This window comes from Microbacterium sp. NPDC008134 (assembly GCF_042957055.1).
In the GTDB taxonomy this organism is placed as follows: Bacteria; Actinomycetota; Actinomycetes; order Actinomycetales; family Microbacteriaceae; genus Microbacterium.
On sequence record NZ_JBIBHO010000001.1, the window covers coordinates 587,138 to 608,337 of the forward strand.

General features: G+C 69.8%; 17 protein-coding genes and 1 tRNA gene. 7 read left to right on the top strand and 11 right to left on the bottom strand.

All coding sequences use genetic code 11. From position 1 onward, the window contains the following. The first annotated feature begins 8 nt into the window (after positions 1 to 8). Complete coding sequence (locus tag ACFY9N_RS02730; protein ID WP_391476731.1) at positions 9 to 605, top strand: RNA polymerase sigma factor; 597 nt, start codon at positions 9 to 11, stop codon at positions 603 to 605. Between the two features lie 159 nt (positions 606 to 764). Here ACFY9N_RS02730 and ACFY9N_RS02735 read toward each other — a convergent pair whose 3' ends face one another. After that, entirely contained in the window at positions 765 to 1,145 is a 381-nt protein-coding gene (locus ACFY9N_RS02735) for a nuclear transport factor 2 family protein (protein ID WP_247623460.1), read from the bottom strand. Positions 1,146 to 1,267: 122 nt separating this feature from the next. Here ACFY9N_RS02735 and serS point away from each other — a divergent pair, with 122 nt between their 5' ends. From serS to ACFY9N_RS02755, 4 genes are all read left to right on the top strand, one after another. Then, positions 1,268 to 2,590: a serine--tRNA ligase gene (gene serS, locus ACFY9N_RS02740; protein WP_391476732.1), complete on the top strand. Its 1,323-nt coding sequence runs from the start codon at positions 1,268 to 1,270 to the stop codon at positions 2,588 to 2,590. Continuing rightward, the gene (locus ACFY9N_RS02745) at positions 2,587 to 3,408 is read left to right on the top strand and encodes an HAD family hydrolase (RefSeq protein WP_391476733.1); all 822 of its coding nucleotides are present in this window, start codon (positions 2,587 to 2,589) and stop codon (positions 3,406 to 3,408) included. The genes serS and ACFY9N_RS02745 overlap by 4 nt, the downstream gene beginning before the upstream one ends. A gap of 42 nt (positions 3,409 to 3,450) precedes the next feature. Then, positions 3,451 to 3,535 (top strand) — tRNA-Ser (locus tag ACFY9N_RS02750). Positions 3,536 to 3,585: 50 nt separating this feature from the next. Continuing rightward, positions 3,586 to 4,875, top strand: coding sequence for an LCP family protein (locus ACFY9N_RS02755; protein WP_391476734.1), 1,290 nt, complete (start codon positions 3,586 to 3,588; stop codon positions 4,873 to 4,875). A 108-nt stretch (positions 4,876 to 4,983) separates the two neighbouring features. Here ACFY9N_RS02755 and ACFY9N_RS02760 read toward each other — a convergent pair whose 3' ends face one another. The 8 genes from ACFY9N_RS02760 to ACFY9N_RS02795 form a co-directional block, all read right to left on the bottom strand. Next, on the bottom strand, positions 4,984 to 6,393 hold the full coding sequence (locus tag ACFY9N_RS02760) for a rhamnulokinase family protein (protein ID WP_391476735.1): 1,410 nt from the start codon (positions 6,391 to 6,393) through the stop codon (positions 4,984 to 4,986). Beyond that, the gene (locus ACFY9N_RS02765) at positions 6,390 to 8,444 is read right to left on the bottom strand and encodes a bifunctional aldolase/short-chain dehydrogenase (protein ID WP_391476736.1); all 2,055 of its coding nucleotides are present in this window, start codon (positions 8,442 to 8,444) and stop codon (positions 6,390 to 6,392) included. Before ACFY9N_RS02765 ends, ACFY9N_RS02760 begins: the two co-directional genes overlap by 4 nt. 40 nt (positions 8,445 to 8,484) lie before the next feature. Next, a complete protein-coding gene (gene rhaI, locus ACFY9N_RS02770) occupies positions 8,485 to 9,651 on the bottom strand; it encodes an L-rhamnose isomerase (protein WP_391476737.1) in 1,167 nt (388 codons plus the stop codon). A gap of 146 nt (positions 9,652 to 9,797) precedes the next feature. Then, positions 9,798 to 11,075: a four-carbon acid sugar kinase family protein gene (locus ACFY9N_RS02775; protein WP_391476738.1), complete on the bottom strand. Its 1,278-nt coding sequence runs from the start codon at positions 11,073 to 11,075 to the stop codon at positions 9,798 to 9,800. Continuing rightward, positions 11,068 to 12,321, bottom strand: coding sequence for a RuBisCO large subunit C-terminal-like domain-containing protein (locus ACFY9N_RS02780; RefSeq protein WP_391476739.1), 1,254 nt, complete (start codon positions 12,319 to 12,321; stop codon positions 11,068 to 11,070). Before ACFY9N_RS02780 ends, ACFY9N_RS02775 begins: the two co-directional genes overlap by 8 nt. A 4-nt stretch (positions 12,322 to 12,325) precedes the next feature. Continuing rightward, positions 12,326 to 14,308 (bottom strand): glycoside hydrolase family 127 protein, encoded by a 1,983-nt coding sequence (locus tag ACFY9N_RS02785; protein ID WP_391476740.1) that lies wholly within the window; start codon positions 14,306 to 14,308, stop codon positions 12,326 to 12,328. Beyond that, complete coding sequence (locus ACFY9N_RS02790; RefSeq protein ID WP_391476741.1) at positions 14,305 to 14,979, bottom strand: aspartate/glutamate racemase family protein; 675 nt, start codon at positions 14,977 to 14,979, stop codon at positions 14,305 to 14,307. The genes ACFY9N_RS02785 and ACFY9N_RS02790 overlap by 4 nt, the downstream gene beginning before the upstream one ends. Next, on the bottom strand, positions 14,976 to 17,615 hold the full coding sequence (locus ACFY9N_RS02795; RefSeq protein ID WP_391476742.1) for a family 78 glycoside hydrolase catalytic domain: 2,640 nt from the start codon (positions 17,613 to 17,615) through the stop codon (positions 14,976 to 14,978). The genes ACFY9N_RS02790 and ACFY9N_RS02795 overlap by 4 nt, the downstream gene beginning before the upstream one ends. A 146-nt stretch (positions 17,616 to 17,761) precedes the next feature. Between ACFY9N_RS02795 and ACFY9N_RS02800 the strand changes: the two genes are divergently transcribed. Next, the gene (locus ACFY9N_RS02800; protein WP_391476743.1) at positions 17,762 to 18,592 is read left to right on the top strand and encodes an NAD-dependent epimerase/dehydratase family protein; all 831 of its coding nucleotides are present in this window, start codon (positions 17,762 to 17,764) and stop codon (positions 18,590 to 18,592) included. 277 nt (positions 18,593 to 18,869) lie between these two features. On the opposite strand, the gene ACFY9N_RS02805 is transcribed toward ACFY9N_RS02800, so the two are convergent. Beyond that, on the bottom strand, positions 18,870 to 19,310 hold the full coding sequence (locus ACFY9N_RS02805; protein WP_391476744.1) for a MarR family winged helix-turn-helix transcriptional regulator: 441 nt from the start codon (positions 19,308 to 19,310) through the stop codon (positions 18,870 to 18,872). A 62-nt stretch (positions 19,311 to 19,372) separates the two neighbouring features. On the opposite strand from ACFY9N_RS02805, the gene ACFY9N_RS02810 reads away from it, so the two are divergent. Then, entirely contained in the window at positions 19,373 to 19,741 is a 369-nt protein-coding gene (locus ACFY9N_RS02810) for a VOC family protein (protein ID WP_391476745.1), read from the top strand. Positions 19,742 to 20,288: 547 nt separating this feature from the next. Here ACFY9N_RS02810 and ACFY9N_RS02815 read toward each other — a convergent pair. Then, positions 20,289 to 21,197, bottom strand: a complete 909-nt coding sequence (locus tag ACFY9N_RS02815) for a carbohydrate ABC transporter permease (RefSeq protein ID WP_391476746.1) — start codon at positions 21,195 to 21,197, stop codon at positions 20,289 to 20,291. Between the last annotated feature and the right edge of the window lie 3 nt (positions 21,198 to 21,200).

A 21,200-nucleotide genomic window follows, 5' to 3' on the forward strand; every position in this document is an offset into this window, starting at 1 on the left:
TTCCCGGCATGTGTCATGCAGGTGACACGGGGATGGATGCCCGAGTGCTCTGGGGAGGGGCCGGAATGGGTGCGCAGGCGAACAGCGGGTCGGTCGACGACGCTCGGGTACTGCTGACGGAGATGATCACCGACAAGCCCGATCGGCTCCGTCGCCGCAGTATTTCTCTCGGTGTGCCGGTGGACGACGCCGATGACGCCGCTCAGATCGCGCTGCTGCGCGCCTGGCGATCGGTCGCCCACCTCGAGACCCCGGAGCCGGGACGTGTGTGCTCCTGGCTCGATGCGATCGCGCGCAACGTCGCGATCGATCTCTCGCGTCAGCGGGCCCGTCGTCCGCAGGCCGAGCTCGACGACGAGATGCCCGACGCCGTGAACGTGGCCGGTGCCGCCGAGGTCCGCGTGATCCTCGACGGAGCGCTCGCCGCGTTGCACGACCTCCCCGACTCGCTGCGGGAGCCGCTGCTGCTCACCGCCGTCGACGGACTGTCGGCCACCGAGGCGGCGGAGCGGCTGGGCATCGATCCCGCCGCGGTCCGCCAGCGCGTAGCCCGTGCCCGCAAAGCGCTCGGCGCCTGCCGGCAGAGCGGCATGGGCGCGGACTGAGACTGTCTCGGTAGCGGCGGCCTCGCGGTCCGGTTGATGCTCCGGCCGGGCGCCGAGACCCATCGGTACCGCCGAGACCCATCGGCACCGACGTCGATACCGGTGGGTCTCGACGGGCGCGGTGGGTCTCGACGGGATCGCGGATGCCGAGGGGCCGGGTCAGACGGTACCGAAGGGGTTGTCGACCGCGTAGCGCCAGCCGTGCTCCTCGTCGAAGACCGCGACGTCGGCGGTCGTGCCGGCGAGGGCGATCTCGGATCCGTCGGGACCGGTGCCCGTGATCGTCCAGTCGGCGATCGCGAGACCGGTGCCGGCGCTCTCGAACACGTGGCGGACGGTCATCGAGATCGGCAGGTCGAGCCCGAGGAACTGCTCGAGCGCGCCGCGGACGGCCGCTTCGCCGGTCACCGGGGTGCCGGGAGCCGGCACGAAGACGACGTCAGCCGTGTTCAGGGCCATCAGGCCGTCGAGGTCGCGGGCGTTGAAGCGATCGGCGAAGGCCAGGTTCAGCTGGTCGAGCGAGGTGACACGGGTGGTCATGGGTGTTCCTTTCACAGCGGCGATCAGCCGGATGCCGACCACCGAGGAGAAAGACGATGCGCGTCCGCCGGTGTGACATCCGGGGAGCCTGCGGTGTCGGAGGACCCCCGTAGAATCGTGGAATGATCGACCTCGCTCTTCTCCGCGACCACCCTGAGATCGTCCGCCGCTCGCAGACCGCGCGCGGCAACGACCAGGCCACCGTCGACATCGCACTCGAGGCAGATCGATCGCGCCGCGCGGCGCTCGCCGCGTTCGAGGAACTGCGAGCCGAGCAGAACGCCTTCGGCAAGGTCATCGCGAAGGCGCCGAAAGACGAGAAGCCCGCGCTCGTCGCTCAGGGCAAGGAGCTCGCCGAGCGCGTCAAGCAGGCGCAGCAGGTCGCGAACGAGGCGGGGGAGGAGGCATCCGTCGCCCTGTCCCGCATCGAGAACGTCGTCATCGACGGCGTGCCCGCCGGCGGCGAGGCCGACTTCGTCGAGCTGCGTCGCGTCGGCGAGGTGCCCGCCTTCGACTTCGAGCCGCGCGATCACCTCGAGATCGGCGAGATCCTCGGTGCGATCGACATGGAGCGCGGGGCGAAGGTCTCGGGCGCCCGCTTCTACTTCTTGCGCGGCATCGGCGCCCGCCTCGAGATCGCGCTCATGAACCTCGCGCTCGACAAGGCGCTGCAGAACGGTTTCGTGCCGCTCATCACCCCAACGCTCGTGCGCCCCGAGATCATGCAGGGCACCGGTTTCCTCGGCGAGCACGCCGACGAGGTCTACCACCTCGACAAGGACGACGACCTCTACCTCGTCGGCACCAGCGAGGTCGCCCTCGCCGGCTACCACAAGGACGAGATCGTCGATCTCTCGGACGGCGCCCTGCGCTACGCCGGCTGGTCGACCTGCTACCGCCGCGAGGCCGGATCGCACGGCAAGGACACCCGCGGCATCATCCGCGTGCACCAGTTCAACAAGCTCGAGATGTTCGTCTACACGGCGGCGGAGGATGCCGAGGCCGAGCACCTGCGCCTCGTGGCGCTGCAGGAGGAGATGCTGACCTCGCTCGGCCTCGCCTACCGCGTGATCGACGTCGCCGCCGGCGACCTCGGGTCGAGCGCCGCGCGCAAGTACGACATCGAGGCCTGGGTGCCCACGCAGGACGCGTTCCGCGAGCTGACGTCGACGTCGAACTGCACGACCTACCAGGCGCGACGCCTCGACGTGCGTCACCGACCCGCGGCCGATGAGGCGGCGCAGGGCGGCTCGGCGCCGAAGACGCAGCATGTCGCGACGCTGAACGGAACGCTCGCGACCACCCGCTGGATCGTGGCACTGCTCGAGACGCACCAGCAGGCCGACGGGTCGGTGCGCGTGCCCGAGGTACTGCGTCCGTACCTCGGAGGCCTCGAAGTCCTCACGCCGGAGAACACGAAGGCGACGCCGAAGGTCACCGCATGACCGCGCCCTGGCTCGTCGCGCTCGACGTCGACGGCACGATCCTGCTCCAGGACGAGACGATGAGCCCGGGCGTTCCCGAGGCCGTCGCGCGCCTGCGCGATGCGGGTCACGTCGTGACAATCGCCACCGGCCGCAGCTGGATGGCGACCCGCCGCTACGTCGAGCAGCTTGAGCTCGACGCCGAGTATGTGGTGTGCTCGAACGGTGCCGTCACGATGCGTCGCGTCGACGACGACTGGGAGCGCTGGAACGTCGAGACCTTCGACCCCTCGCCCGCGCTGGCACTCCTGCGCGAGCGCCTGCCGGACGCTCGCTACATGGTGGAGCTCGCTTCGGGCCAGCGGCTCTTCACCGATCAGCTCGACGACTGGACGCTCGACGGCGGTCGGCGGGTGAGCTTCGAGGAGCTCGCCGCCGAGCCCGTGTCGCGCATCGTCGTGGTGTCGCCCGGCCACGATGAGGAGGACTTCCACCGACTGGTGGCGGATGCCGGCCTCAACGAGGTTTCGTACGCCATCGGCTGGACCGCCTGGCTCGACATCGCCCCGCAGGGCGTCGACAAGGGCACGGCCCTCGAGCGTGTGCGCGAGGTGCTCGGACTCGTCGGGGAGCGCGTGCTCGTCGCTGGGGACGGACGCAACGACATCGGCATGTTCGGCTGGGCGCGCACCCTGGGTGGGCGAGCCGTCGGCATGGGGCAGGCTCCGGCCGAGGTGAAGGAAGCGGCATCCGAGATCACCGACGATGTCGTCGACGGCGGGCTGGCACGGGCGCTGAATACGCTTCCAGCGCCCGCCCAGGTCAGCGCGGGAGAATAGAACTCGGCTAGACTCACGGCTTGTCGGCAGATCCGTCTGTCGGGAGGGTTGTCCGAGCGGCCGATGGAGCTGGTCTTGAAAACCAGTGGGCAGAGATGTCTCGTGGGTTCGAATCCCACACCCTCCGCTTCCTGAGCCCGGTGCCCCCTCACCGCAGGCAGAACCGAAAGGCACCGTGTGACCGAGAACACCCGACGCCGTCGAACGATCGCGCGGCACGGCCAACTGCACACGCCCGGACCTCTCAGCCAGCTGCTGAAGTTCATCGCGATCGGACTCGCGGTGGTGCTGGTGAGCGGTGTCGGCGTGGCTGCGTACGTCGTGTACGACCTGCGCAGCACGCAGCTCGCGAACTCCGTCGAGCTCGAAGGGCAGTCGGCCGATGCGGTGCCGCCGGACATCAGCGAATACGAGGGCGGTTTCAACTTCGTGCTCGCGGGCGTCGACACCTGTGAAGAGGCGTACGCCGGGTACTTCGGGGACCGCTGCAGCGGCAACGACTCCGAGGGCAACCTCAACGACGTCAACCTTCTCGTGCACGTCTCCGACAACCCCCGCCGAATCACGGTGGTCAGCTTCCCGCGCGACCTCATGATCCCGATCCCCGAGTGCACCGACGAAGACGGCAACGTGCACTCCGCCATGAGCAAGCAGCCGCTCAACGTCGCGTACAGCGACGGCGGTCTCAACTGCGTGGCGAAGACGATCTCCGAACTCACCGATCAAGAGGTGCAGTTCGCGGCATCCGTCACCTTCGGTGGCGTGATCGAGATCACCAACGCGATCGGCGGCGTCGACGTGTGCCTCGCGAACCCGATCCGCGACCGCTACACGGGCCTCGACCTCGCGGCCGGCACCCACACCGTGCAGGGCCTCGAGGCGCTCCAGTTCCTGCGCACCCGCCACGGCGTCGGCGACGGCAGCGACCTGGGCCGTATCGGCAACCAGCAGCAGTACATGTCGAGCCTGGCGCGCAAGCTCATCAGCGGCGAGACACTCGGCAACGTGGGCACCATGCTGAAGCTCGCGAACGTCGGTCTCAGCAACCTCGAGACGAGCACGACCCTGAACGACCCGATGACGATCGTGCAGATCGCGCTCGCGGTCAAGGAGGTCCCCTTCGAGGACATCGTGTTCGTGCAGTACCCGACGGGTGCCGACTCGCAGAACCCCAACAAGGTCGTGCCCAACTACACGGCAGCCGGCGAGCTCTTCGCCGCGATCGAGGCGAACGCGCAGCTGCAGATCACGCATCAGAACACCAGCAACGACGGCGTGATCGTGCAGGAGCCGACGCCGGCCGACACGACGCCCACCGAGGAGACGGCTCCGACCGAGGAGGCCGCACCCGAAGAGGGTGCCGAACCGACCGAGCCGGCCACGCCCGACAACGTCGTGGCGCTCCCCGACAGCATCAAGGGCAACTCGGCCGCGCAGCAGACCTGCTCGAACGGCAACGTGCGCTGACCGGCGCGTCGAGACCCACCGAACGCATCGAGACCCACTGGAAACCACGCGGCTCCCGGTGGGTTTCGTCGTTCGGGATGGGTCTCGACGCGGCGCTGGTGCGAGACGTCAGTCGCGCGGAGCGAAGCGCACGGGGGCGTGGGTCGCCGCCACGAGGGCGCGCAGCTCTTCGAGGGTCGCCGGAGCTGCGCCGAGAGCCCGGGCCTGCACGAGAACGTTGCCGAGCGCGGTGGCCTCGACGGGGCCGGCGAGCACGGGGAGCCCGGTGCGGTCGGCGGTCGCCTGGCACAGCAGGCTGTTGAGCGATCCGCCGCCGACGATGTGCACGACATCGAGGGTGCGACCGGTGAGAACGGATGCCGTGGCGACGGCATCCGCGAAGGCCTCCGCGATCGACTCGACGATGCTGCGCGCGAAGCCCGGGCGGTCGGTCGGGGCCGACTGCCCATGTGCGGTGAGCAGCGCGCGGATACGGGCGGGCATGTCACCCGGCGCCGAGAGCGACGGGTCGTTCGCGTCGAAGGTCGGCACGACATCGATGACAGCGGATGCCGCGGCCAGCAGTGCGACCAGATCGATCGGTGCGCCATCCTCGGCCTCCCAGGCCCGTACGGTCTCGCTCAGCAGCCACAGGCCCGCGACGTTGTGCAGGAACCGGAAGCGCCCGTCGACACCGCGCTCATGCGTGAAGTTGGCCGTGCGCGCGGCATCCGTCAGCACGGGCTCCGTGAGCTCGACGCCGACGAGTCCCCACGTGCCGCACGAGATGTACGCGGCGGAGGGCGAGGTCATCGGAACCGCGGCGACGGCGGAGGCCGTGTCGTGCGAGCCGACGGCGATCACCGGGAGCGTGGCGCCGATCCGCGCGGCGATCGCGGGGCGGAGATCGCCGATCACCGCGCCCGGATCGACGAGGGCAGGGAGGAGCGCCGGAGCGATGTCGAGTCTGCCCGCGAGATCGACGTCCCACTCCCCGTCATCGACGCGCAGGAGGCCCGTAGTCGACGCGTTCGTGCGCTCGGCGACCCGGGCGCTGGTGAGCAGGAACGCGAGCAGATCGGGCACGAGCAGCGCGGTCTCGGCTTCGGCGGCGCGGTCGTCGACACGGAGTTGGTAGAGCGTGTTGAACGGGAGGAACTGCAGGCCGTTGCGACGGTACAGCTCATCGAACGCAACGATCTCGTGCACCTCGGCCACGCCGCGGGCCGAGCGGTCGTCACGGTAGTGGAACGGCTCGGCGAGCAGCGCGCCGCCCGCGATCAGCCCGTAGTCGACCGCCCAGGAGTCGATGCCGATGCTCTCGATCGCGGGCTCGCGCCGCACCGCTTCGGCGAGACCGTCGAGCACGTTCTCGTACAGGGCATCGAAGTCCCAGTGCAGACCGTCGGCGCGCTCGACCGGACCGTTCGGGAACCGCGAGACGAGTTCGAGATCGAGCGTGCCGTCGCCGACGCGTCCGATCATCACCCGGCCGCTGGTCGCGCCGAGGTCGACGGCGGCGACGGCGCGGGTGCTCATCGCAGGAACGCGGCGGCGACGCCGGAGTCGACGGGGATGTGCAGTCCGGTCGTGCGGCTCAGCTCGGGGCCGGTGAGCACGAACACGGCATCCGCCACGTTCTCGGGCACGACCTCGCGCTTGAGGATCGTGCGGTTGGCGTAGAACTGGCCGAGGTCCTCTTCGGCGACGCCGTAGGTCGCGGCGCGGTTGGCGCCCCAGCCCGAGGCGAAGATGCCCGAGCCGCGCACGACGCCGTCGGGGTTGATGCCATTGACACGGATGCCGTACTCGCCGAGCTCGACCGCCAGCAGCCGTACCTGGTGCGCCTGGTCGGCTTTGGTCGCCGAGTACGCGATGTTGTTCGGGCCGGCGAAGACGGAGTTCTTCGACGAGATGTAGACGATGTCGCCGCCGAGCTTCTGGTCGATGAGCACGCGGGCCGCGGCCTTCGATACGAGGAACGAGCCCTTCGCCATGACGTCGTGCTGCAGATCCCAGTCCTTCTCGGTGGTCTCGAGCAGCGGCTTCGACAGCGAGAGGCCGGCGTTGTTCACGACGAGGTCCACGCCGCCGAATGCGAGCACGGCATCGTTCAGTGCGGCCTGGATGGCGTCGGCATCCGCGACGTTCGCGGCGACGCCGATCGCGACGTCGGTGCCGCCGAGCTCGGCGGCAGCGGCCTGAGCCTTCTCGAGGTCGAGGTCGGCGATCACGACGCAGGCGCCCTCTGCGGCCAGGCGCGTGGCGATGGCCTTGCCGATACCCGAGGCGGCCCCGGTGACGAAGGCGATGCGCCCCTGGTGTGACTTCGGCTGCGGCATCCGCTGCAGCTTGGCCTCCTCCAGCGCCCAGTATTCGATGCGGAACTTCTCGGCGTCGGAGATGGGGGAGTAGGTCGAGAGTGCCTCGGCTCCACGCATGACGTTGATCGCGTTGATGTAGAACTCGCCGGCCACGCGCGCGGTCTGCTTGTTCGCGCCGTACGAGAACATGCCCACGCCGGGGACGAGCACGATGAGCGGGTCGGCGCCGCGGATCGCGGGGGATGCCGTCTCGGTCGCTGAACCTGTCGACGCATGCGCGTCGTAGTACGCCTGGTAGTCGGCGCGGTACTCGGCGTGCAGCTCGTGCAGACGCGCGATCTGCTCTTCGGCGGATGCCGTCGCCGGCAGGTCGAGGATCAGCGGCTTGACCTTGGTGCGCAGGAAGTGGTCGGGGCAGCTCGTACCGAGCGCGGCGAGAGCAGGCGCCTTCTCGGAGGCGAGGAAGTCGAGCACCTCCGCGGCATCCGTGAAGTGGCCGACCATCGCGCGGTCGTGCGAGGCGATGCCGCGGATGGTGCCGGCGAGGGCGGCGGCGCGTTCGCGGCGCTCGTCGGCGGGCAGCGCCTCGAAGCCGGCGCGGACCCCACCGAACGGATCGGCCTTCCCGTGCTCGGCGATGTACGAGGCCGCGGTGTCGATGATCCAGAGGGAGTTCGCTTCGGACTCCTCGGAGGTGTCGCCCCACGCGGTGATGCCGTGGCCGCCGAGGATGCAGCCGACCGCCTGCGGGTTCGCCCGCTTGATCTCGGCGATGTCGAGACCGAGCTGGAACCCGGGGCGGCGCCACGGCACCCACACGACCTTGTCGCCGAAGATCGTCGAGGTCAGCGCCTCGCCGTCGGCGGCGGTCGCGATCGCGATGCCCGAGTCGGGGTGCAGGTGGTCGACGTGCGCGGCATCCACGAGTCCGTGCATGGCCGTGTCGATCGAGGGAGCCGCCCCGCCCTTGCCCTGCAGGCAGTAGTCGAACGCGGCGACCATCTCGTCTTCGCGGTCGATACCGGGGTAGACGTCGACGAGGGCGCGCATGCGGTCGAGGCGCAATACGGCCAGGCCCTTCTCGGTGAGGGTGCCCAGGTCACCGCCCGAGCCCTTGACCCACAGCAGCTCGACGGGCTGCCCGGTCACGGGGTCGATCTCGGTGCCCTTCGCGGAGGTGTTACCACCCGCGTAGTTGGTGTTCTTCGGGTCGGCGCCCAGGCGGTTGCTCCGCGCGATGAGGTCGGCGGCAGTGGGGTTCGTCATGAGTGGTCTTCCGTGATCGAGGGGTCGAGGGGCGGCGCGCTCAGGCGCCCCAGCCGGCCTGCACGCCACCTGTACGTTCGGCGGCGATCTTCTGCTGGTAGCCGGATGCCGCGTACGCGGCCATCGGGTCGGCGGCGAGGCCGCGCGACTCGCGCCACTCGGCCAGCGCCGGGCGCACGTCGGTGTAGAAGGCATCCATGAAGACGGCGTTCGCGGCGAGGACGTCGCCGGACTTCTGCGCGGCGGTCAGGGCGTCGCGGTCGACGAGCAACGCGCGGGCCGTCATCTCCTGCACATTGAGCACCGAGCGGATCTGGCCGGGGATCTTGTCCTCGACGTTGTGGCACTGGTCGAGCATGAACGCCACGTCGGGGTTGTTCAGGCCGCCACCGCGTACCACCTCGAACAGGATGCGGAAGAGCTGGAAGGGGTCGGCCGCCCCCACGATGAGGTCGTCGTCGGCGTAGAAGCGCGAGTTGAAGTCGAACGACCCGAGCTTGCCCAGGCGCAGCAGCTGCATGACGATGAACTCGATGTTCGTGCCGGGGGCGTGGTGCCCGGTGTCGAGGCAGACGGATGCCTTGTCGCCGAGCGAGACCACCTGTGCGTACGAGGTGCCCCAGTCGGGAACATCCGTGTGGTAGAAAGCCGGCTCGAAGAACTTGTACTCGAGCACGAGACGCTGGTCGTCGCCGAGGCGAGCGTAGATCTGCTGAAGCGAGTCCTGCAGGCGGTCCTGGCGGCCGCGCAGGTCGGCCTGGCCGGGGTAGTTCGAGCCCTCGGCGAGCCAGATCTTGAGGTCGCGGCTGCCGGTCGCGTCCATGACGTCGATGCAGGCGAGGTGGTGGTCGATGGCCTTGCGACGGATCGCGGCGTCTTCGTGGGTGAGGGCGCCGAACTTGTAGTCGTCGTCCTGGAAGGTGTTGGAGTTGACCGTGCCCAGGGTGACGCCCAGGTCTTCGGCGTGCTTGCGCAGGTCGGAGAACGAGTCGACGAGGTCCCACGGGATGTGCAGCGCGACGCTTGGGGCGAGCGCCGTGTAGGCGTTGACCTGCGCGGCATCCGCGATCTTCTCCCACGGATCGCGCGGCGTGCCGGGGGTGCCGAACACCTTGAAGCGAGTACCGGAGTTGCCGAACGCCCAGCTGGGGAGTTCGATGCCCTGCTTCTCGAGCGCGGCGAGGTGGTCAGGGGTGAGGACGGACATTGTCACTCGCTTTCTGTGGTGATGAATCGTTTCATAAACTACGGCACGGGGTGATCTACGTCAACCGCAGCCGGGCATTCGGAGTCATTCCCGGCTTTCGAATAGCTCACTTGGCGCTTGAACGGCGGTCAAAACGACGAAGTGAGCTATTCGAAAGTGGGTCTGCCCTGACGCACCGCCTCGAACAGCCCGTCGTCGCCGACCTGGCCGCCCTTGAGGAGCAGCTCGGTGCCATCGACCGCGGGGTCATCGCTGCGGGTGCGCAGTACCACCACGTTCGCGCCGGGGTTCGCGGCGATCGAGAGGCTCGTGATGCCGAGCGAGCGCACGACGCGGCTCGACGTGTCGCCGCCGCACACGATCAGGCGACGGGTCGCTTCGGCCCGCAGTGCTTCCCGGACGACCGCGGTGGTCGCCTCGGCGATCCCGGCGAGCACGTCGGGGTGGTCGGCGAACGCCGGGGCGCCCTCCGACGAGAGGGCGACGCTCCGGCCCGATCGCAGCAGGTCGATGACCTCGGACCGCGCCTCGGCATCCGGAGACAGCGGCAGCACGGCCCAGCCGGCGGCCTGCGCGGCCGCGATCTGGCGCCGGGTCTGCGGTGATCGGCTGCCCGACACGGCCAGCACCGGGCCGTCGGTGGTGCGTTCATCGGCCAGCACGGATGCCGGACGCCCGAGTGCGAGAGCCCGGCTGAGCCCACCCGACCCGATCGCGAAGAGCGGATGCCGTGCGGCGCTCAGCTCATCCAGCGCCCCGCCGATCAGCGCGAGGTGCGCGTCGTCGAGGGCATCGAGCACGAGGGCCGCCGCGGGGGAGTCCTCGATATCGGTCGCGAGAGTCGACGCCGTCGAATAGTGGGTGAGCGGTACCCCTGCCACCGGCAGCGCGGTCTGCCGGGAGAGATGCGCCGCGAGGTCGGAGTCGTCCATCGGGGTCGACGGATGCTGCGACATGGTCGGCTGACGATCGAGGCGGTGCACCGTGCCGCCCTCGGCCGCGAAGTGATGCCCGAAGACCGTGTAGCGCCCGAAGTCGGGCTGCGCGAAAAGCACCGGAACGGTCCGAGGGCCGAAGATCTCGCGCCCGATCTCGATCACCCGACCGAGGCTGCCGACGGTCGGCGACGAGTCGGCCGTCGAGCACGCCTTGTACTGCACGATGCGGGGCGAGATGTCGCGGAGCGCGGTCAGAGCCGGACGCACCTCCGCGTCGAGAGCGTCGGGATCGAGCGAGCGGGCGATGCCGGCGATGCCGATCACCTCGTGCGTCGCCGCGGCATCCGCGAGCGCGGCGGCCGAGGGCGTGCCGATGAACAGGCATCCGCGCACCCCGTGCCGCGCGAACTGCAGCAGCACGTCGACGCTGCCGGTGACGTCGTCGCCGTAATACCCGACGGCCAGCGAAGCTGCGGACTCAGTCACGGACCGCTCCGAAGCGCTCGGTCGCGCGGCGCAGCTCCGGGGAGGCCGCCAGCGCCTGCGCGGTGGTCTCGCCGCGCTCGGCCGAGGCCCACGCGGCGCGCATGCTCTCGACGCCGGCCGCGGCACCGTCGGGGTGCCCGTGGATGCCGCCGCCCGCCAACACGAGCAGGTCGGACGACCCGACCGCGCGACGCGTGGCGTGGGCGAGCCCGCCCCACTGCCCGGACGACAGCACCGGGACCGTGTCGCCGATGCCGTCGAGCGGGGTGCGTACGTCGTCGATCGACGCGAGCACCTCGTCGTCGGACTCGTAGAACTTGTTCGAGATGCCGTTGGTGTGCAGATGGTCGGCGCCGCTGAGGCGGGCGAGCTTCTGCCAGGCGCGGAACGAGAACCCCACCTGCGGGGAGCGGCTGATGGCGCCGAACATCGCGCGGTGGCCGTGGATCGGCACCTGAGTGAAGCGCCGCACGTGGGCGAGGCCTGCGAGACCGACCATGTTGATGCACACCATGACGCACGTGCCTCCGGCGGCGACCACGAGATCGTGGTTCTGCTCGAGCAGGTGGATATCGTCGGTGATGTTGAAGGCGTACATCGGCATGCGCCCGGTGTGGTCGGCATGGCGTTTCAGCACCGGCATCACGGCGGCCACGCGCTCGGCCAGCGGCGCACTCGGGCCGTTGCCCTGCAGCTCGTCGTCCTTGATGAAGTCGACGCCCGCGGCGGCGAGTTCGCCCACCACCTCGGCGAGATCGGCCGGTGAGAGACCGATGCTCGGCTTCACGATCGTGCCGATCAGCGCGCCGTCCGGGCGCCCCATCCGTTCGCGCGTACCCGCCAGGCCGAACCGGGGCCCGCCGTAGCGCTCGCCGAAGGCCGGGGGCAGATCGAGGTCGACCAGCTTGACGGCCGCGAGCTCCTTGATCTCGAACAGGTTGCCGGCGACGGCCGCCTGCAGGTTCGGGATCGACGCACCGAAGTTGTCGAGCGGGAAGCGCAGGCGCATCCGAGCGCGCCGGCGCCGTGCCGGATCGCCGACCGTTCCGGGCAGGGCGCTGTCGCCGGTCAGCGGCAACTCTTCGAGATCGACGACCTGGGCCGCGAATCGTGCTCGCAGATCGTCGGACTCGCGCTCGACCCGCACGAAGGTGCCGGTCGACTGCTCGCCGGCGAGGGTCTCGGCGGCCTGCTGCAGTGGCAGCGAGGTCTCGATGACGTAGGTGGCAGTGACGAAGGCGCTCATCGGATCACCAGACGATCGGCAGCCAGACCGACATCTCGCCCGGGCCGCGATTGCCCCAGGCGAAATACGGCACGAGCCGGATCGGAATCTCGATCAGCGGCGCCCCGTCGATGTCGGCGTAGAGAGCGTCGTCCGACGTTCCGGGAATGACCTGCAGCGTCGTGCGCAGCGCCGTGAGGCGCTGCCCGTCGATCTCGATTCGTTCGGTACCGAACGTCGCGCCGCGCCGCAGCGCCGCCTGCTCGAGCAATACGTCGTCGGGGAGGTCGGCCTCTTCGATGCAGTAGACGACCGGGCCGCGCTGCACGGCGACCTGATTCGCGGCCTCCTCGGCGAGACGGTGGGCGCGCAGCACCCGCACCGGCATCGGCAGATCGAGCACGATCTCGTCGCCGACGGAGAGCGGCCGATCGATCCGCGTGTACGTCCCGGGAGCGCTGACAGCGACCGGTTCGCCCGCGGCCGTGATCCGGGCATCCGACGACCATCCGGGGATGCGCAGGTGCACGGGCAGACCGCCCGCCTCGACCGCCGTCACGGTGAAGACGATCCGTCCGTCCCAGGGGTAATCGCTCTGCTCGGTGAGCGCGAGCATCCGCCCGTCCTCGAGGGCGGCGCGCAGCTCGCTGCCGCCGTACTGGTGCACGTGCAGGCCGGCGTCCGAGACCGATGCCGCGCACTCGTGCCACCGCGAGAGCGTGCGCGCCGTGTTCGGTGGGCAGCAGAAGCAGCTGAGGTACCGCTCGCGCAGGCGCTCGTCGGACTTCGGAGGGGCGGGAACGGGGTGCAGTCCGGTGTCGCCGGCCCGGCGCAGCTCGAAGGGCAGGTCGCGCACCTGGCGCAGGGGGTTCGTGTAGAAGTACGCGGTTCCGTCGAGGCTGATCCCGGCGAGCAGCGCGTTGAAGGCGATCCGCTCGATCACATCGGCGAAGCGGGCCTCGCCGGTAAGTGCGAGCATCCGCTCGGCCCACAGGATCATGCCGATGTTCGCACACGACTCGCCATGCGCCGTCGTGTGCGGCAGCTGGTACGCGCGGCCGTAGGCCTGGTGCACGCGGCTGATCTGCTCCTGCCAGGGATGGCCGTCGGGCGAGGCGCCGTCGTAGAGCGCGCCGCAGCCCCCGGTGATGTAGAGCTTGGTGTCGATGACGTCGTCCCAGAGGCGCGTGAGCACCTCGACGATGTCGGCATCACCGGTCTCGAGGGCGAGGTCGGCGAGCCCCGCGTAGAGGTAGTTCGCGCGCACGGCGTGCCCGGCGACCACGTACTGCTCCCGCACGGGGAGGCGATCCTGGTTGTCGTCGCCGCCCTCGAACTCGTCGCGCACACGCAGGAACGCCTGGGCCAGTGCGAGCCAGCGCCGGTCGTCGGTCGCGCGGTACAGCTCGATCACGGCCATGTAGTGCGAGGGGCAGATCGCGCTGCGGGCGAGTTCTGCGGGCTGGTTCTCGGCGAGGTGCTCGAGGTACCCGGCGGTGCGCACGGCGACGTCGAGCAGCAGAGCGTCGCCGGTCACCTCGTGGTGGCGCACGCACATCGTGATGAGGTGGCCGAGGTTGTACGTCTCGAAGTGGAACCGATCGGCGAGGTCGGTGGCCGTCTGCGGGCCGAGGGCCGCGATCAGCGTGGGCGTGTGCAGGTAGCCGTCGGCGCGCTGCACCGAGGCGATGAGCCGGGCGAGCTCGTCGATCGTCGCGGCGAGGTGCGGGTCCGGGTGCACCTCGAGCTGGGCGATCGCGGCTTCCATCCATTTGTAGAAGTCGCCGTCCATGAACGGTGGCCCGACATGCTCGCCCTGCTCGAGGCCGGCGGCGATGCGGAAGTTACGGAGCCCCGCGCTGACGGCGGGATCGCGGAGCGACTCCCACATCGTCGGCACCGTCGCGGTTCGGGTGCGCTCCTGCACCCCGCCCCAGAAGCCGCTCGCCCAGCGGGCGCCGTCGGTGCCGAGCGGGGCGAGTGCGCGCTGTCGCGTGCCGGTGGTCATCGGGCATCTCCTTCGGTCGTCGCGCCCGGGGTGAGAAGTTCGCCGAGTCGGGCGATCCCCGGACGGATGCTGGTGAGTACCGGCACCGAGACGCGAGCACTCTCGGCGGCCGAGGCCATCGACGCCTGTGCGAGCACCACGACATCGGCGTGTGCGGCCAGGCGTTCGATCGCGGCGGCCACCAGCGCGTCGTGCCGTAGGCGATCGCCGCCCGAGACCGCCGCGAAGGCGCCGTCGACGATCTCGTCGAGGATCGTCGGCTCGGCGCCGGCGAGCGCAGCGCGCTCGCGCAACAGGGCGACGGTCGGGGCGAGAGTGGTCGGGAGCGTGGCGATCACGGCGATCCGCGTGCCGGTGGCGACGGCTTGGTCGGCCATCGCCTCGTCGATGCGCAGCACGGGGATGCCGGCGCGCTCGGCCGTCGGCGCGGCGTACCCCGAGATCGACGAGCAGGTGAGCATCACCACGTCGGCTCCGGCGTCGCGCGCAGCACCGGCGAGGTGCGTGAGACGGTCGGCGACGGATGCTGCGCGCTCCCCGTCACCCAGATCGGCGACGATCCGGTCGTCGAGGTAGTTCACGAACGTGGCATCGGGGAGGGCGGCACGGGCGGCCTCGACGACGGGGGCGATGACGACGGCCCCGGTGTGCAGGAAAGCGACGCGGGTCATGCCGTCACCTCCGTGGCGTTGGCGGCGGTGGAGTCGAGGGCGACGGTGCGCGTGTGCGTGCCGTGCCCGACCTGCTCCTCGGGCTGTTCCGGGAGGGCCAGCACACCGGTGGTGCCGACGGGGAGCTCGGCGGTCACGTGCAGCTGTCCGTCGGTGATCCGCCATGAGACCGCGGCCTCGCCGAACGGGGTGCGGTGCCGGGCCGACGCCGAGGTGAGACCACCACCCGGGCGCGGGGCGACGCGGATCCGGCGGTAGCCGGGTGCGTCGGCGGCGAGACCGGCGACGACACGGTGCATCCAGTCGACCACGGCGCCGAGCGCGTAGTGGTTGAACGAGGTCATCGATCCGGGGTTCACCGATCCGTCGGGGCGCATCGAATCCCAGCGCTCCCAGACCGTCGTCGCGCCCATGCCCACCTGGTAGAGCCACGACGGGCACTCCTTCTCGAGGAGCAGGTCGTAGGCGGCTTCGAGCTGGCCGTTCGCGCTGAGGGCGTCGGTCACGAGGGGCGTGCCCACGAACCCGGTGCCGATGCGGTTGCCGCCGGCGCGCACGAGGGCGGCGAGGCGGGCGGCGGCGGGCGAGCGCAGCTCATCGGGGAGCAGATCGAACTCGAGCGCGAGTGCGTAGGCCGTCTGCGCGTCGGAGGTCATGCGCCCGTCGTCGCCCACGTACGCGCCGATGAACGCGGCCTTCGCCTCGGCTGCGAGGGCGGTGTAGTGCGCGGCATCCGTCGTCTCGCCCAGCGTCGCCGCCATGTCGGCGACCAGCCGCGCGGAGTACGCGAAGTACCCCGAGGCGACGAGGTAGCGATCGGTGAGCGCATCGGCGGGGTCGTGCGGGGGAGCGGCCGGGTCGAGCCAGTCGCCGAGCTGGAATCCGGTGTTCCACAGGCGGGAGGGGCCGGCGATCTCCGCCTGCAGGTCGACCCAGGCGCGGGCGCTGTCGAACTGCGCGCGCAGCACGCCCTCGTCGCCGAAGCGGCGGTGCAGAGTCCACGGCACGATGGTCGCGGCGTCGCCCCAGGCGGCGCCCGGGCGCTGCGGGGTCCACATGGTGTCGGCGGGGATGACGGGCACGTACCAGGGCACGGTGCCGTCGGGCAGCTGCTCGGCCGCGAGATCGCGCAGCCAGCCGGCGAGCATGCCGGAGGAGTCGTAGAGGAAGGATGCCGCGGGCGTGAACACCTGGATGTCTCCGGTCCAGCCCAGGCGCTCATCGCGCTGCGGGCAGTCGGAGGGGATGTCGACGAAGTTGCCGCGCATGCCCCAGACGACGTTCTCGTGCAAGCGGTCGAGCTGGGGGTTCGACGACTCGAACCACCCCGTGCGCTCCATGTCGGTGTGCAGCACGCGGGCCACGAGAGCGCCGGCGGCGGCATCCGCATCGATGTCACCCGGCCACCCGTCGACCTCGACGTAGCGGAAGCCGTGGTACGTGAAGCGCGGCTCCCACTCCTCGCCCTCGGCGCGTCCGGCGAAGGTATAGACGTCGGTCGAGGCCGCGTCGCGCAGCGGGCGCGTGTAGAGCTCATCGTCCTGCAGCACCTCCGCGGTGCGGAGGGTCACGGTCGTGCCCGCGGGGGCCGTGGCGCGCACACGCACCACACCCACGAGGTTCTGTCCGAAGTCGAGAACGCGCTTGCCGGACGGGGTGCGCAGAACCGTGACGGGGTGCACCTCCTCGGTCACGCGCACCGGCGGTCCGGTGGGCGCGACGAGCGTCGCGGGGTCGCGGCGCCGCAGCTGCACGCGCTGCCAGTCGCCGTCGTCGTAGCCCGGGCGGCTCCACCCCGGCAGCTCTTCGCGGGCGTCGTAGGTCTCGCCGTCGTAGATCCCGGAGTGCAGGATCGGGCTCGGTGCGGACTTCCAGCGGGTGTCGGTCGCGACGGTCTCGATCGTGCCGTCGGCGTAAGTCAGCTCGAGTTGCCCGATGAATGAGAGGTCGTCGCCGAACACGTTGCGGAAGCCGCCGCGCCAGCCGAGACGGCCGCGGTACCAGCCGTCGCCGAGCCACGCGCCGATCGCGTTGTCGCCCTCGTCGAGCAGATCGGTGACGTCGTAGGTGTAGTAGCGCAGGCGTTCGCGGTAGACGGTCCAGCCGGGTGAGAGCACGTCGGTGCCGACGCGCTCGCCGTTGATCTCGGCCTGGTAGAGGCCGTGGGCCGAGGCGTAGAGGCGGGCGCGCACGAGGCCGGGGCGCACGGCGAAGTCGCGGCGCACGAGCGAGGGGCGGCGGTCGTCGCGCATCGGGTTCTCGTTCCGGATCGCGCCGATGGGACCGGCGGTCCAGTCCTCGGGGCGCAGGAGCCCGGTCTCGACCGCGGACCAGGGGCTCGGGTCGCTCCAGTCGCCGTCGTCTCCGTCCGCCTGGGCTCCGCGCACCTGCACGCGGACGGATGCTCGGGCGCGCGAGCCGAGGGTGTCGGCGGGCCAGGGCACGAGCACCTGTTCGGGGGAGTCGATCTCGAAGGTCTGCACGTCGCCGTCGAGATCGATCTCGACGCGATAGGCGGTCTGCGTCCACCCGGCGGGTGCCGTCTCGACGAACCAGCTGAGCCGCGGGCGCGGCTCGCCGATGCCCAGGGGCTCGCGGTGGTGCTCGAAGCGAACGGCGGATACGGTGGCCGGCATTGGACACTCCCAAGATTTCGAAACGTTTCAGAGACGCAGAAAAAGCACTGTTGCGGCGAATCACGTTAGAATTGTGACGTTTCAATACTAGGGCATGGAGGTCGACGAGGTCGATCATCGTGCCAGACTCGGACGCGGAGGTCCCCATGGTCATTGCGGTCACAGGAAGCAGCGGCACGCTCGGTCGTGCGACGGTCGAACGACTGCGCGCCGGAGGGGCAGAGGTGATCGGCTTCGACCTCGCGGGCCCCGCCGGGGCGGGCTTCACGCGCGTCGACCTCACCGACTACGGGCAGACGCTCGACGCACTGTTGGGAGTGACCGCGCGCCACGAGGGCATCGATGCCCTCGTGCACCTCGCGGCGATCCCGGTCAACGGACTCGTGCCGGATGCCGCGACCTTCGAGAACAACATGCTCGTCTCGTCGCACGTGTTGCTCGCCGCGCATCGCGCCGGTATCCGCACCGTCGTCTTCGCGTCGAGCATCACCGCCATGGGCTTCCCCTTCGACGTCGCGCCGCCGTCGCTCCCCGTCGACGAGACCTACACGCGCGCGTTCAACACCTACGGGCTCGGCAAGGTCGTCGAAGAGGCGATGGCCGCGCAGCTCGTCGGATGGCACCCGGATGCCTCGATCACCGCGCTGCGATTCACCAACGTCGTCGCCCCCGAGGCCTACGACACCTTCGCCTCGGCATCCGAGCCGAACTACCGCCGCGATCTGCTCGGGTCGTGGGTCGATGCGCGGGATGGGGCCGAGGCGATCGCCCTGGCGCTGGATGCCGCGGCCCCCGGGTTCCGCGTGTACAACGTCGCCGCTCCCGAGTCGGGTAACGCGGCGCCCTCGCGCGAGGTGGCGGAACGGTGGTTCCCGGGAGTGCCGGTCGCCGATGGCCTCGCCGAGTTCGGATCGCTCATGTCGACCCGCCGCATCCAGGACGAACTCGGCTTCCGCGCGCAGTACGACTGGCGCTGAAGGGCCCCAATCGAGCTACTGGGTCCCTGAGCCTGTCGAAGGGTCCCATCCGCGAAACTGGGTCCCTGAGCTTGTCGAAGGGCCCCGCGCCGCGAAACTGGGTCCCTGAGCTTGTCGAAGGGTCCCACGCCGCTCACCGTGTGGGGCGGAGTTCTCGCTGTGGGGCGGAGTTTTTAGGCGGATGCTTCCGCCCAACGCGGAGTTCTCCTCCCGTCGTGGGCGGGGCCCGCCCCGCGAAACTGGGTCCCTGAGCCTGTCGAAGGGTCCCACCCCGAGGTCACTCCGCCCGCAGCGACCGCACCATGCTCTGCAGCGCGTCGAACGCGCCCCTCTGATCGTCGGCGCTCATGCCCGACAGCATCCGCTTCTCGACCGCGCGCACCGCGGCGGTCGCCTGCGCGAGCAGGGCACGCCCGGCCGGCGTGAGGTCGGTCGGCAGCGCCTTGCCGACGGGAGCTTCGGATGCCCGCACGACGAGCCCTTCGCGTTCGAGCTGTTGCAGCAACACGTTCATCGACTGTCGGGTGACGAACGCCCCGCGCGCGAGGTCGGAGTTCGAGAGCCCCGGACGTTGTGCGAGAAGTTCGAGGCAGGAGTACCGCGTGATGGTCATGTCGAGCGGGCGGAGGGCCTCCTCCATCGCGGCGCGCAGCGCGCTCGCGGCCTCCTTGAGCAGGTAGCCGAGGGAGGTCGGCAGGTGGATGCCGTCTTGACTCATGTCAGTATTCTGACATAGATTGATGCATGTCAGAAAACTGACACGTATCGAAGGAGCATCCCATGCCCGTCACCGGCCCCGACTTCATCTCGCTGCAGACCCGCGACCTCGACGCCTCGCAGAAGTTCTACGAGAACTACCTCGGGCTCGTGCGCTCGCCCGCCGGGCCCCCGCACGCCGTCGTCTTCACCACGACCCCGATCGCCTTCGCACTGCGCGACATCGTGCCGGGAACCGACCTCGCCGCCGCGGCCCAGCCCGGCATCGGCGTCGCCCTCTGGCTGCACGCGACGGACGTGCAGAGCATCCACGACGCCCTCGTCGCCGACGGGCACGCGATCGTCACGGCCCCCATCGACGGCCCGTTCGGCCGCACGTTCACGTTCGCGGACCCCGACGGATACCACGTCACCCTCCACGACCGCGCCTGACGGTCTCGTGGGGGCGCTTCGACAGGCTCACCGACCCAGTTCTGGAACAGGCTCAGCGACCCAGTGTCTGAGACTGGGTCCCTGAGCCTGTCGACGGGCCCCACCACAGAAGAGAGGGTGCAGCGGCATCCGCTCGGGAGGAGATCTCGTCCAGGGGAGGAGCGTTCCGCGGATTCTCTCCTCCCGAACGCGAGTTCTCCTCCGTTCGTGCGTGGGTGAGGCGCTTCGACAGGCTCAGCGACCCAGTTCTGGAAACAGGCTCAGTGACCCAGTTGCGTGCGCCTGAGTTCGGCGACCCAGTGTCTGAGACTGGGTCCCTGAGCCTGTCGAAGGGTCCCTCCACGGGGGAGGGGCGGATGCCGCGGCATCCGTTCGGGAGGAGATCTCACGTTCGGGAGGAGCGTTTCGAGGATTCCCTCCTCCGGTAGGTGAGTTCTCCTCCGTTCGTGCGTGGGTGGGACGCTTCGACAGGCTCAGCGACCCAGTGCCAGACCACAGAAGAGGGGGCGGATGCCGCAGCATCCGCCCCCTCCGTCGTCCCCGGGTCTCAGCCCTTGACCGCGCCGGCCGCGAGGCCCTTCATGATGCGTTGATTCAGGAACAGGTACATGACGAGGATTCCGAACACCGTGACGCAGATCGCGGCGAACAGCGGGCCGTAATTGATCGCGCCGTACTCGCCCGAGAAGTTGAGCAACCCGACCTGGATCGTGTTGAGGCTCTTCTTGCCACCGAAGACGAGGGCGATGAGGAGGTCGTTCCAGATGAGGAAGAACTGCACGATCGCGACCGTGAAGATCGCGTTCTTCATCATCGGCAGGCCGATCGCGAAGAACGAGCGCAGCATCGAGGCGCCGTCGATCGTCGCCGCCTCGAAGATCTCGCGGGGGATCGCGCGTAAGTACGTGGCCATCATGAAGACCGTCAGCGGAAGGCCGCCGGCGACGTAGATGAGGATCATCGGCAGGTACGACCCGCTGAGGCCCATCTTCGAGAAGGCGTTGAACAGGGGCAGGATGATCATCTGCCCGGGGATCATGATGCCCGCCAGGAACAGCAGCAGCACCGAGGCGCGGCCCTTGAAGACCATGATCTCGAGCGCGTAGCCCGCGGCCGTTCCGAGCAGCACGATGAAGACGAGCGACGGCACCGTGACGATCAGCGAGTTCGTGATCGTGGTGGCGAGGTTGCCGGTCTCCCAGGCGGTGGCGTAGTTGTCCCACCGCCAGGTCTCGGGGAGCGTGTAGGAGGGGTTGTTGAGGAACTCGCTGTTGGACTTCAGCGAGTTGATGAACATCCAGAAGAGCGGGTACGCCGTCACGATGACGAGCACCGCGATGGTGATCCAGGTCGGGATCTTGCGCAGGATGCCGAGGGCGGTCGCCGCGGGACCGCGGCGATGCGGGACGAAGGCCTTCGGGCTGGCGACGGCCGTCGTGTCAAGTGTGGTGGTCATGAT